Source organism: Denitratisoma sp. DHT3, from assembly GCF_007833355.1.
Classification (GTDB): Bacteria; Pseudomonadota; Gammaproteobacteria; order Burkholderiales; family Rhodocyclaceae; genus Denitratisoma.
Genome location: NZ_CP020914.1, coordinates 420,082 through 432,711, shown reverse-complemented (window position 1 = coordinate 432,711; position 12,630 = coordinate 420,082). Strand labels below are relative to the sequence as shown.

The window sequence follows — 12,630 nt, the reverse complement described above, 5'->3', positions numbered from 1 at the left end:
AACTGTCAAAGGCCGAATTGGAGGCGCGCGGGCGGCAAGGGCGCCGGGGGAGTCCATTAGACTCCGGGATCGGGTAATTTCTGCAAGGGATCCGCATCATGACCGTGGTTCTATGTACCTGGGGTAACACCCTCGAAGGGGGCACCGAAGAAGCCCTCACCCTGGCCCACCAGTTCGCCGCCGCCAACGGCGCGGCCCTGAACTGGGTGGTGATCGGCCCGGCCGCCCACGACGCGGCGCAGATCGCCGGCCAGTACGGCGTGGCCAGCCTGGACGTGATCGGCGACGCCAAGCTCGCCGGCTTCGGCCCCGACGCCCTGGTGGCCGCCCTGGCCCAGTACTGCGACCAGGTCAAGCCCGCGACCATCCTCTTCAACCAGACCGTGCCCGCGCGCCTGATCGCGCCGCGCCTGGCCGGCCGCCTGGGCGTGCCGGTGGTGATGAACGCCTTCGCCCTGGCCCAGTCCGGCGGCACCCTGTCCCTGACGGCCACGGCCTTCGGCGGCGACACCCACGTGGTGTATCAGGTGGCCGCGCCGGTGAAGGTGGTCTCCGTCGTCACCACCTCCCTGGTGGCCGAGGCCGCCGCGGCGGCGACGAGCCCGGCCCGGCGCGACATCGCCGTGGATCTGTCCGCCGTGGAAGAGCGCTTCAAGGTCACCTCCGCGCCGCGCGCCGAGGGTCCGCGTCTGGAGGACGCCGAGATCATCGTCTCCGGCGGCCGTGGCCTGGGCAGTTCGGCCCACTACGACGCCCTGGTGAAGCCCCTGGCCGAGGCCCTGGGCGGCATGTGGGGCGGCTCGCGCGCGATCGTGGACGAAGGCTGGATCGATTCCTCGCGCCAGGTGGGCCTGACCGGCAAGATCACCCGTCCGGGCCTGTACCTGGCGGCGGGCATCTCCGGCGCCAGCCAGCACATGGCCGGCTGCTCGGCGGCCAAGACCATCGTCGCCATCAACAAGGACAAGGACGCCTCCATCTACCGCTACGCCCGTTACGGCATCGTCGCGGACTGCCTGGAGGTGCTGCCCGAACTGATCAAGGCCATTAAGGCTTAACGAGGAGAACGTAATGAGCGAACAACGCGTGCCCGCGGTACCGGGGCTGTTCACGGAAGAAGGCGGCGCCCGGGTGCTGGGCAACCGCTGCACCGGCTGCAACACCCCCTATTTCCCCAAGGCGGCGGCCTGCCACAATCCCCGCTGCGCGGAGTCGAAGATGGAAGACGCCGCCTTCGGCGGCAAGGGCGTGATCTGGAGCTACTCGGTGGCCGACTTCGCGCCGCCGCCGCCGCACAAGTTCGACAAGCCCTTCAAGCCCTACGCGATCGGCGTGGTGGATCTGGAGTGCGGTCTGCGCCTGGTGGGCCAGATGGTGGATGCCCCCGAGGCGGTGAAGGTGGGCGCCCCGGTGGAACTGGTGATCGACACCCTGTACCACGAGGATGACAAGGCGTTCACCTCCTGGAAGTTCAAACTGGTGTGATGAAACTCGCCCCCCTTCGCCCCCCGCCGGGGGGTTCGAGTTGGCTCGCTGCGCTCGATATCACGGGGGACTCCGTCGCAGTACCGACGGGTTGCGGCTTCGCCGCGTGCCGCTTTTCCTGGGGACGGCCCGGCGGAAAAGCTGCTCTTTCACGTTAACCGTAAGGTGACAAGGAGAATTCAAATGCAAGAAGTTGCTGTTCTGGGCGTCGGGATCCATCGCTTCGGCAAGACCGGGGACGATATCGTCGGCACCAAGTCCGTGACCGAGCTGTGCCGTGCCGCCGTGGACATGGCCCTGAAGGACGCCGGCGTGTCCTGGAACCAGATCCAGGCCGTGGCCGCCGCCAGTTCCCGCTTCTCCGGGGGCAAGGGCTGGGGCCTGAACGGGAACGACATCGTCGAGGACATGGGGTCCACCGGGATTCCGGTCTACAACATGTCCGCCGGCTGTGCCGCCGGGGGCAATGCCTTCAACGTGGGCTATGCCCTGGTGGCCGGCGGGATCTACGACATGGTGCTGGTGATGGGTGGCGAGGTGATGCCCAAGGGCATGATCCAGACCTCCGGCGTGGAAGAGGCCACCGATCCGGAGTTCCTGCGCCAGCGCTGCATCGGCATGCCCGGCCCGTCCTTCTGGGCGACCCTGGCCAAGCGCCGCATGTTCGATTACGGCACGACGGAGGAGCAGTACGCCAAGATCGTGGTGAAGGCCCGCAAGAATTCGGTGGGCAATCCCTTCGCCCGCTTCCAGAAGGAGGTGTCCCTGGCCGAGGTGCTGGCGTCGCCCTACGTGAGCAATCCGCTGCGCCTCTTTGAGATCTGCCCGGTGTCCAACGGCGCCGCGGCGGTGGTGATCTGTTCCCAGGCCAAGGCCCGGCAGTTCTCGGCCAAGCCGATCACGGTGGCGACCTCGACGGTGGCGACGGTGGACTTCAGCGATGCGCTGCCGCGCGGCCTCTCCGGCCCGGTGCCGGCCGGCCCGAGTTTCCACACGGAGTCCAAGGGCGTGGTGCTGAAGGCGTTCGAGCAGTCCGGCATCGGCCCCCAGGACGTGAGCTTCACGGAACTGCAGGACAACTGCTGCTACTACGAGCTGGCCTATCCGGAAGAGTGGGGCCTGTGCCAGCCCGGCGAGGCGGAGCGTCTGCTGGATGCCGGCGAGTACGCGCCCACCGGCAGGATGCCGATCAATCCCTCCGGCGGCTTCGTCTCCTTCGGCGAGGCCACCACCGCCATGGGCGTCTGGCAGATCGCCGAAATGACCCTCCAGCTCCGCGGTCAGGCCGGCTCACGCCAGGTCCCCAACGCCAAGATCGGCCTCGCTCAGACCAACGGCCTCGGCGGCAATGCCACCGCCGCCATCCTTAAACGCTGAGTTCTATTGGTGTAAGCTCCAAAAAGATAGCCCTTGACCATTTAAACGGAGGACAAGACATGACAAGCGCAAATCGTGAAAACATGGTGAAGCCGGAGTGGCTGGATGATGCAGGCTGGGAAATGCTCAAGGCGCAGACTGCAACGCTGGAGCGCATCCGTGGCGATGCCAAGGCGGATGTGGAACGCTATCTGGCCAACCCCGACGGCTGGTCCACGGGCAAGGGTTCGCCTTCCGGATTGCCGACCCTGTTGCTGACCGTGATTGGCCGCAAGTCGGGCGAGAAGCGCACCACGCCTCTGGTCTTCATGCAGCACGGCGAGGACATGGTGATTGTCGGCTCCCTGGCCGGCCATGACAGCAACCCCACCTGGTACACCAATCTCAGCACCAGCTGGCAATGCTGGGTACAGAAGGACAGGGAGAAGATGACCTGCGTGGCACGCGACGTGACTCCGGAAGAGCGGGAAACCCTGTGGCCCCAGCTTGACAAGGTATTCCCGGCCTGGCGCTATTTCCAGCACCAGACCGACCGCCTCTTCCCGATGGTCATTCTCAAACCGACGGGTCCGGCCTGATCGTCTGATTCCCGGGTTTGAGGCCGGACTGCGACCAAGTTGCGCGGATATCGCGGCTTGGTCGCTTTTTACTTGCCATCGCTAAAACAATGAGGAGAGCAGCACCATGAGTAACGTGCAATTCGAACACTTATTCTCGCCCCTGCAAGTGGGCCCCATGCGGGTGCCGAATCGCATCTGCGAAACCACCAACACCATCAACTCGTCCATGACCCCCGGGCTGATCGACGACAATTTCATCGCCCATCATGGTGCCAAGGCCAAGGGGGGAACGGGCTGGATTGGCAGCGAGACCTGGTTGCTCAACGTACCTTTCCCGCCCGAGACCGCTCCCGAGATTGGCCTTTCCATCGGTTTTGCATCTCCCTTTGCCGCTTATCAGAATCCCGAATTCCTCAAGGGGATGACAAAATTCTGCGACGAGATACACAAAACCGGTTCCGTGGCGGTGGTGCAGTTGACCCATCTCTGCTCGGCCTGGGGTCCGTCCCCGGTGCCCGTCATCGGTGCCCAGGACTACACGCCTCATGTGCTGGGCGAAGAAGAAATCGAGTTCCTCCTCAATTCCTATGCCGACGCCGCCGAGGCGGCCAAAAGCGTGGGTGCGGACGGCGTCGAGATTCACTGCGCGCACGAGACCATCGGCTATTCGTTCCTCTCACCGGTGACCAATCGGCGCACCGACAAGTGGGGCGGTGGCCCCGAACAGCGCATCCTCTACGTCGTGGAGGCCCTGAAGCGCATCCGTGCGCGGATCGGTGACTCGATGGCCGTGGGTATCCGCATCGCCGGCATGGAGTTCCGGGAGGGGGGCTACGACAATCTCCAGATGCGAGAGATGCTTTACCTGATCGGCGAAACCGGTCTGCTGGATTTCGTGGACATCGACGTCGGTCACTGCTGGGGAGCGCCTTCCTATGTGCCCAACTCCTACTACGGCCATGGACAATTCCGTGATTGCGGCAAGGGTGCGCGGGTCGACCTGGACCCGAAGATCAAGGTCCTGTTCACGGGACGCATCAACGATCCGGTCGTGGCCGAGGAACTCCTCAAGAACGGTTATTGCGACCTGGTCGGCATGGTGCGCGCGGGCATCGCCGACCCCGAGTTCGCCAACAAGGCCAAGGAGGGCCGCCTGAGCGAGATACGCCGTTGCATCGGCTGCACCCGCTGCATCGATGAGGCATCGGAGGCCCTGATCATGCCTTACACGCCGACCTGCTCGATCAATCCGGTCATCGGCAACGAACTACGTTGGGAGCAGCAATTCAAGGCCGCTGAAACTCCCAAGAAAGTGGTGGTGGTCGGTGGTGGCCTGGCGGGCTGCGAGGCGGCCCGCATTGCGGCGTTGCGTGGTCACAAGGTCACACTGCTCGAGAAGGGCAAGCGCCTGGGGGGGCAGTTGCTGATCGCTTCTCGCGTGGCCGGCCGCGATTCCTTCGAAGACCAGATCTACTTCGAGGAAAACGAGATGATTCGCACCGGAGTCGAGGTAAGGCTCAACGCGGTTGCGGATATGGCCGCCATCAAGGCGCTGTCGCCCGATGCCGTGGTGATCGCCACCGGCTCCCTGCCCCGCGTACCCCATGATGTGGCCGGCCTGGAGCAGGCGCACGTGGTGCAGGGCTGGGATGTGATGCAGGGCAAGGCGCAGACGGGCAAGCGCGTCGCCGTCATCTCCCAGGAAGACTATTACGAGACGCCCTGCGTTGCCGAGTATCTGGCCAGCCAGGGCAAGGAAGTGACGGTGTTCCACAAGTCCGTTCATCTGGGCACGGAGATCGCACGCTACTCCATCGGCATGGTGCAGAAGCGCATGGAGGAGTTCGGCGTGACCATCAGGACGGGCCTGGTCCTCAAGGCCATTGACGGCAATGCCATCGAACTCGTCTCCTCCTGGGGGGACAAGAATTACCGCGAGGAAGGGTTCGACAGCGTGGTGCTGGTATATGCCTCCACGCCTCAATGCGCGCTTTACGACCAGCTCAAGGCCGAGGGCAGCATCAAGCAACTCTATCTGGCCGGCGCCGCTTGGCTGCCCCGCCACATGGCGGAGTCGACGCGACATGGCGCCAACATTGGCCTGGTGATCTGACGCGCCGCCAGTGTCCTTGCGGGCTGCCCTCCGGAGGGAGGGCAGCCCGTTTTGTTTCCGTACCGTCCTTCAGACCTTGGCGATCACCTGGTCGGCGTAGCGCTTGATCGCCTCCAGCTTCACCTCCAGGGGCGGCTGCTGCTGCATGATGGCGCCCACGCCCATTTCCGCGAGAATGCCGGGATGCGCCCAGGGGGTGACCTGCAGGTCGGTGACGCCCAATGCTTCCAGGCGACGGATGTCGTCGAGGGAGGCCGCATCCGGGCAGTGCATCATGATGTCGAAAGGCTCGTTCTCGCGCCCGTATTCGCGGCGATAGCCGTTCAGTTCAGCGATCACGCCGGGTACGTCCTCCTTGTCGTGGATCACGCTGACCCAGCCGTCACCCAGCCGTGCGGCGCGCCTCAGGGCCGGCGGCGTCGTCCCGCCGACATAGATGGGAATGGGTTTCTTCGGCACCGGCGCCATGGTCAGGCGGTCGAAATCGTAGTGCTTGCCGTGGAATTCCTGCATCCCGCCCTGCATCAGCAGGCGGATGATCTGGATGGCCTCGTCCTGGCGCGCGCCCCGCGTCTTCATGTCCATGTTGAGCCATTTGAACTCCTCCGGCATCCAGGCCAGGCCGACGCCCAGGGCCAGGCGGTCGTTGGCGACCGCCGCCACCGAGAACATGCTCTTGGCCTCCAGGAGCGGCTGGCGGATGGCCAGCCGCAGCACGGAGGGCAGAAAGCGGACGCGGCGGGTCACCACCGCCATGTTGGTGATCGCGATCCAGGGATCGAGCACGTCCATGTCCAGCGGCCAGAAGCGCGTGCCATCGGGAGTGTAAGGATAGGGAACCGAGATCACCTCGGGAAAAAACGGGGCATCGGCCACCTGAATGCTGTCCCAGCCCCAGGCATCGGCCGTGCGGGCGATTTCCTGATGCTCCGCCGGCGGGACCATGAACATATGAAACCCGAATCGCATGACGTTGCTCCTCCTGTTGATGTTGTTGTGCCCACTGAATCAGCCACGGCGACAGTCCGTCTTGGCTGGTCGGAAGTCCCATTTTCCCACTCTATCTGCAAAGCATCCATTCGGACCGGGAAAATGAAGGACAGCCTGCTGGCTTCCATTGCCTTGTTTAAGGACGTTTTTGAGTCTGTTTGTCGCTTGCGGCCGCTACCATAAACCGCTATCTTTTTGCGCTCCTCCGGTTTCGGCGCAGGCTTTCAGCGCTGGCGGCCGGTCTATCCAGATCGAATCAATTTCGGGCAGCCAATGTATTCCATTTCCGCCATCAACTACGCGATCCTGACGGTACTGCTTTGCGGTGCCCTGTACAGCCTTTATCTCGGATTGCGCAAATACTGGGGCCGGATCGCGCAGGGCAAGCCCTATTTCGGCAAGGAAATCACCCGGGAAGCGGTGCTGGCCAAGGTGAATTGGCACACCTTCCTGCAGCGGGGACTGCTGCTGTCGCGGCTGATGAAGCGGCCCGCATCGGGGATCGCGCACCTGCTGCTATTCTTCGGCGCAGTGATCGAAATTCTGGGTCATGGCCTGTTCCCCTTGTCCTTCATCGGCATCGATATCTACGGCGGCTGGTTCGGCCATTTCGTCATGGAACTGGGCCGGGAAGTGGCGGGCATCATGATGCTGCTGGGCATTCTGTTCCTGCTCGTCCGGCGCCTGGCGCCGCCGGATCGGCTGACGGTGCACAAGACCCGGCGCGGCTTCGAGTCCATGGAGATCCTGCTGCTGCTGATCGTGCTGGCCGGCTTCACCGCCGAGGCCTTCCGCCTGACCGATCCAGCGGCCAAGAGCCAGGTGGAGTTCTTCGGCCGGGCCATCGCCTCGCTGCTGGGTGGACTGGACAGTGGCGTGCTGGCCGGCGGCAACCAGGCGATGTGGTGGGTCCATGGCCTGATGGGCCTGGCCTTCATCGCCCTGATCGCCCATACGCCGATGTCCCACATGGTGTTGGGTCCGACCAATTCGGCCCTGGCCAACAAGCGCTCGGGCATCAACATGCCACCGATCGATTTCGAGGCGGAGGAAGAGGACGGCAAGGAAGTGGTGTTCGGCGCGGCCAAGCTGTCCGATCTGACCCAGAAGCATCTGATGGATTTCTCCACCTGCCTCTGGTGCGGCCGCTGCCACGAAGCCTGTCCGGCGGCCCAGACCGGCAAGCCCCTGTCGCCCAAGAACATCATGGCCGTCTGCGCCGAATATCTGGAACAGGGCAAGATGGACGATGCCGGCCTGATCGACACCCTGGGCCAGGAGGCCATCTTCAACTGCACCACCTGCGGCGCCTGTGTCGAGCAGTGTCCGGTGAGCAACAGCCCGGCGGAGGCCATCCTGGAATTCCGCCGCAACTTCGTCATGGACCGCTCGGAGATGCCCGACACCATGGCCGCCGCCAACGCCAACCTGGAAAAGCGCGGCCATCCCTTCATCGGCACCGGCGCCAATCCCGACGACTGGAAGAAGGGGCTGGATGTCCCCGTCTTCGAGCCGGGCGAGACCGAATACCTGCTCTGGATCGGCTGCTCGGTGACCTACGAAGAGCGCGCCCAGCAGATCGCCCGCGCCATGGTCAAGATTCTGGAAACCGCCGGCATCTCCTACGGCGTGTTGGAGGAATCGCGCTGCACGGGCGACCCCGCGAAGATGATGGGCAACGAGATGCAGTTCCAGGAAATCGCGATGACCAACATCGAGGAATTCCAGGAAATGAGGATCCAGAAGGTCATCACCATGTGCGCCCACTGCTTCAACAGCTTCGACCGCTACTATCCAGAGCTGGGTGCCGACTGGCAGACCATTCCCCACTCCGTGCTGATCGACCAGCTGATCCAGGCCGGCAAGCTCACCGTGGTGCAGAACAGCGACGAGAAGATCACCTTCCACGACCCCTGCTATCTGGCCCGTCACAACGACATCGTGGACGAGACCCGCAGCGTTGTCTCCGCCGTCGGGCAATTGATCGAAATGCCGCGCAACCGCAAGGACAGCTTCTGCTGCGGCGCCGGCGGCGGCAACTACTGGGGCGGCAAGGGCGGCACCGCGCGCATCAGCGACGTGCGCACGCAGGAAGCCTTCGACACCGGCGCCGACAAGATCGCCACTTCCTGTTCCTTCTGCCTGCTGATGCTGACTTCCAGCGCCACCCGGCATACCGAGGAACGCAAGGTGTTCGACATCGCCGAACTGGTGGTGGCGGCGCTGCCGCCGACCCAACCGCCGGCGCAGCAGTAAGCTGGTAACGATCGACGCCGTTAAACAATGGCGTCGATCAACCCCCATTCGAGCGCCGTCGTCGCCTTGATGCGGCGCCCGGACAGCACCCAATAGGCCATGCGCTGGCGCCCGATGCGGCGCAGGATGCCGACCGTGCCGCCGGCGCCGGGGATCAGCCCCATCGCGACTTCCGGCAGCTGGAAGAACGTGTCGGCCGTGGCCGTCACCCGCCCGGCGAAGGCCGGCAGCTCGATCCCCGAGCCGATGCAGGCGCGGTGCACGTGACATTCAATCCGCTGCGCCAACCGGGAAATCAGTAGCCCGACCGGCCGCGACATGCGGACCAGATGGGCCTGCGCGGGGTCGGTGGCCAAGCCGAACTCATCCAGGTCGCCACCGGTGCAGAAGCAGCTTCCCGCACCCCGGATCTCGGCCCGCGCCAGCGTGTCGTCCGCTTCCAGCCAGCGCAGCGTTTCGTAGAGCGCATCCCGCATCCCCGCTGAGTAGGCGTTGCGCTTTGCCGGTCGATTGAGGGTGATGTGCAGGATGTCACCCTGCCTTTCCGTCAGCAGGGGATGCTCGTCGCGGTCCAGGAGCGGCGCGGGCCGCCCGGCCAGAAAGCGCCGGAACTCCTGGCTGCCCTGCAGGGTCGCGTAGGCGAGGGATTCCGCCAGCAAGCCGTCCTCGATGCCGGCATGGCTGTTGTGGCGCAGCACGTGCGCCAGCGTGGCGGCGGCCAGCGGATTCGCCTGGATATTGCGCAGCAACCCCGGCAACTCGTCCGGGCTTTCCAGCACCACATCCAGTGCCGCGACTATGCCATCGGGTTGAGCTGCCGAAGGTGAAGCACCGAACCCCAAGGTCGGGCATGGCATCCCGAGCAATGCGCGCACTGCTTCGTCAGTCCGTTCCATCGGTACGGGGCGGCTCAGGTCCAGCAGCAGGCAGGGATGCCCGGTGAGCGGCGAATAGGCGTCCAATCCCCAGGGATTGGCGCAGGCATCCAGCAATTCATCCACCGACAGGATCGGCACCGGGAAAGTCATGGCAGTCCTCGAAAGTTTTTGCGCCGCTCAATGCTAGCGGAAAGGCTTTCACGCGTCGCGGCAAATCCCGGTACCGTTGTGTAATCCCGCTGCCAGCGCCGCTTGGCGGCTGTTCCCCATCCGTCCCTAAAAGAGACCGAGGTGTCCGGAAATGCATCGTAGAGGGGGATTGTGATTGATTGTGATGGTGATGCAGTGGGTTTATTCTTTGGAATTGATTTGAAACGTGAAACCGAGTCGACCGGAGTCGACCGCTGACAGCGGAGGATAGGGCGAAGGCCGCGCTACCTCCGAGAGGAGAGCCCATGAGCCGTGCGCTAGAAGACGTCATCGTCCTGGACCTGACCCGGCAATTCTGCAGCGCCCTGTCGTCCGCCTTCCTGGCGGATTTTGGCGCGCGGGTGATACGCCTGGACCTGTTGCCATTTGCTGCCCCGCCGCAAACCGAAACGCCGCCGGGCTGGAACCACGAAGCCGACCTGATCCACCGCAACAAGGAGAGCCTGGCGCTGGAGCCGAGGAGCGAGCGGGGCCAGGCCCTGCTGCGGGAACTGCTGGCCAAGGCCGACGTCATCGTCACCGACTGGCAGCGGGACGAACTGGCCGCCCTGGGACTGGACTACGCCAAAGTCGCCGCGCAGCGCGGCGACATCATCTACGGCCGGCTCTCCGGCTTCGGCCCCGTCGGGCCGGACGCCGACCTGCCGGCCATCGACGAGTTGGCGGCGGCGCGCACCGGCATGATGCCCATCCTGCAACAGCCCGGCCAGCCGCCCGTGTATACCGGCGCCGGCGCCATGCACGCCGCCGTCATGCTCGCCTTCGGCGTCGTCACCGCGCTCACCCACCGCCTCGACAGCGGCGAAGGCCAGGAAGTCGACGTCTCCCTGTTCGGCGCCAACATGTACGGCGCCGCCCTCGACCTCCAGGCCTTCCTCGCCATCGGCAAGGGCGAGCGCCTCCTGAACCCCATCTCGCGCCTGGACGTCTCCAACCCCATGTCCGGCGCCATGTACCCCAGCGCCGACGGCCGCTGGGTGACCCTGACCATGCCCGACACCGACCGCTGGTGGCCGGTGTTCTCCGCCATGATGGGCATCGCATCGGACGACCCGCGCTTCGACACCCACGACAAGCGCACCGAGATCAACCGCCTGGCCCTGATCCAGGAACTGGAGCGGGCCTTCCAGAAGCAAAGCGGCGCCTACTGGCGCCAGGCCTTCATGGACAACCAGATGTCGGCCGACGTCATCGAACAGTTCGACTACCCGGCCAACGACCCGCAGGTGAAAGCCAACCGCTACATCCTCGAACTGGAGCACCCCAGCCACGGCAAAATCAAAACCCTGGGCTTCCCCATCTTCATGAGCGCAAGCCCGGCGCGGCTGGAGAAACTGGCGCCGGCCCTCGGCCAGCACAGCGCCCAGGTGCTGAGCGAAGTCCTGGGCTACAGCGAAGACGCCATCTACCAACTGACGTCCGCCGGCGTCGTCGCCTGAGTCGGGAGGAACACAGCACATGGCAAAGAAAGCATTGGACGGCATCCGCGTCATCGACCTGACCGTCTGGTTCCAGGGCCCCGTCTCGGCCCAATACCTGGCCGACTTCGGCGCCGACGTGATCAAGGTCGAACGGCCCCAGGGCGGCGACCAGGGGCGCGGCGTGCGCAGCATCAAATCCCTGGAAGTGGGCGACTGGAACCAATACTTCCTGGTGATCAACCGTAACAAGAAAAGCATCGCCATCGACCTGAAGAAACCCGAAGGCCAGGAAATCCTCTACCGGCTGGTGGAGAAATCCGACGTCTTCCTCTCCAACCTGGCGCCGGAAATGCTGAACGGCTGGGGCCTGTCCTACGAGAAACTGTCGTCGATCAACCCCAGCCTGATCTACGCCACCAACACCGGCTACGGCCGCTTCGGCGGCGTCTCCAAGCCCTCCTTCGACATGACCGTGCAGGCCCTGACCGGCGCCATGGCGCGGCTGGGCGAACCGGGCCAGCCGCCCATCTACCTGGGCATGGGCTCGGGCGACGCCTACGGCGGCATCATGTCCGCCCTGGGCATCCTGCTGGCGCTGTACCAGCGGAAGCGCACCGGCCAGGGCCAGAGCCTGGACGCGTCGCTGTACGGCGCGCAACTGTACCTGGCGGCGCCCTACCTGCAATCCTTCCTCGCCGGCCACCCGGAGGCCGCCCTGCAGCACTCGCGCAAGGAAGTGGAGAACCCCCTGTGGAACCTCTACCCCACCGCCGGCAAATGGGTGTACCTGTGCGAGAAGAACGAAGACGTGCGCTTCGCCGCCCTGTGCCGGGCGCTGAAGGCGGACGACCTGGGCAAGGACAGCCGCTTCGCCACGGCGGAGGGCCGGCGCCGGCACAACGAGGCGCTGATCGAAGTGATCGAGGCCCACACCCTCAAATTCGACCATGGATCCCTGATGGCGGCCCTGCAGGCCGAAGACCTGATCGCCAGCCCGATCAACAACCTGGCCGACGTGATCAAGGACGAACAGGCGTGGCAGAACCGGTACTTCATGAAAGCCTACTGCGAGGAAGTGCAACGCGAAGTGGAGGTGCGCGGCCTGCCGGTGACCCTGTCGAAGACGCCGGGCGAGATCAACAGCCTGGGCCCGCAATTGGGCCAGGACACCGAGATCCTGATGATGGAGCTGCTGGGCTACGAATGGGAGGAAATCGAGGCCCTGAAGGCCAAGGGCGCCATCCCCTGAGTGTGTTCCTGAGCGCCGCACCGCGGCGCACGACCGTGGTTGCGCAAAACAACAAAGGCCCCGATCGGGGCCTTTGTTGTCGATGGGTGGG

Annotated in this window: 10 protein-coding genes; 8 read left to right on the top strand and 2 right to left on the bottom strand. The window is 64.7% G+C overall.

The genetic code is table 11. The annotated features are described in order from the left end of the window. Positions 1 to 98: 98 nt before the first annotated feature. The 5 genes from B9N43_RS01950 to B9N43_RS01930 all read left to right on the top strand — a co-directional run bounded on the left by B9N43_RS01950 (position 99) and on the right by B9N43_RS01930 (position 5,535). Positions 99 to 1,058: an electron transfer flavoprotein subunit alpha/FixB family protein gene (locus tag B9N43_RS01950; protein ID WP_145840649.1), complete on the top strand. Its 960-nt coding sequence runs from the start codon at positions 99 to 101 to the stop codon at positions 1,056 to 1,058. Positions 1,059 to 1,071: 13 nt separating this feature from the next. Beyond that, on the top strand, positions 1,072 to 1,485 hold the full coding sequence (locus B9N43_RS01945) for a Zn-ribbon domain-containing OB-fold protein (protein ID WP_145840650.1): 414 nt from the start codon (positions 1,072 to 1,074) through the stop codon (positions 1,483 to 1,485). Between the two features lie 183 nt (positions 1,486 to 1,668). Beyond that, the gene (locus B9N43_RS01940) at positions 1,669 to 2,862 is read left to right on the top strand and encodes a thiolase C-terminal domain-containing protein (RefSeq protein WP_145840659.1); all 1,194 of its coding nucleotides are present in this window, start codon (positions 1,669 to 1,671) and stop codon (positions 2,860 to 2,862) included. Positions 2,863 to 2,921: 59 nt separating this feature from the next. Continuing rightward, the gene (locus tag B9N43_RS01935; protein WP_145840658.1) at positions 2,922 to 3,440 is read left to right on the top strand and encodes a nitroreductase family deazaflavin-dependent oxidoreductase; all 519 of its coding nucleotides are present in this window, start codon (positions 2,922 to 2,924) and stop codon (positions 3,438 to 3,440) included. A gap of 106 nt (positions 3,441 to 3,546) precedes the next feature. Beyond that, complete coding sequence (locus B9N43_RS01930) at positions 3,547 to 5,535, top strand: FAD-dependent oxidoreductase (protein ID WP_145840657.1); 1,989 nt, start codon at positions 3,547 to 3,549, stop codon at positions 5,533 to 5,535. Positions 5,536 to 5,604: 69 nt separating this feature from the next. On the opposite strand, the gene B9N43_RS01925 is transcribed toward B9N43_RS01930, so the two are convergent. After that, complete coding sequence (locus B9N43_RS01925; RefSeq protein WP_145840656.1) at positions 5,605 to 6,504, bottom strand: TIGR03619 family F420-dependent LLM class oxidoreductase; 900 nt, start codon at positions 6,502 to 6,504, stop codon at positions 5,605 to 5,607. Positions 6,505 to 6,798: 294 nt separating this feature from the next. On the opposite strand from B9N43_RS01925, the gene B9N43_RS01920 reads away from it, so the two are divergent. Next, complete coding sequence (locus B9N43_RS01920; RefSeq protein WP_145840655.1) at positions 6,799 to 8,781, top strand: heterodisulfide reductase-related iron-sulfur binding cluster; 1,983 nt, start codon at positions 6,799 to 6,801, stop codon at positions 8,779 to 8,781. Between the two features lie 20 nt (positions 8,782 to 8,801). On the opposite strand, the gene B9N43_RS01915 is transcribed toward B9N43_RS01920, so the two are convergent. Then, entirely contained in the window at positions 8,802 to 9,809 is a 1,008-nt protein-coding gene (locus B9N43_RS01915) for an enoyl-CoA hydratase/isomerase family protein (RefSeq protein ID WP_145840654.1), read from the bottom strand. A 305-nt stretch (positions 9,810 to 10,114) separates the two neighbouring features. Between B9N43_RS01915 and B9N43_RS01910 the strand changes: the two genes are divergently transcribed. Continuing rightward, the gene (locus B9N43_RS01910) at positions 10,115 to 11,308 is read left to right on the top strand and encodes a CaiB/BaiF CoA transferase family protein (protein ID WP_145840653.1); all 1,194 of its coding nucleotides are present in this window, start codon (positions 10,115 to 10,117) and stop codon (positions 11,306 to 11,308) included. A 19-nt stretch (positions 11,309 to 11,327) separates the two neighbouring features. Next, positions 11,328 to 12,539, top strand: a complete 1,212-nt coding sequence (locus B9N43_RS01905) for a CaiB/BaiF CoA transferase family protein (protein WP_145840652.1) — start codon at positions 11,328 to 11,330, stop codon at positions 12,537 to 12,539. The last annotated feature ends 91 nt before the right edge of the window (positions 12,540 to 12,630 follow it).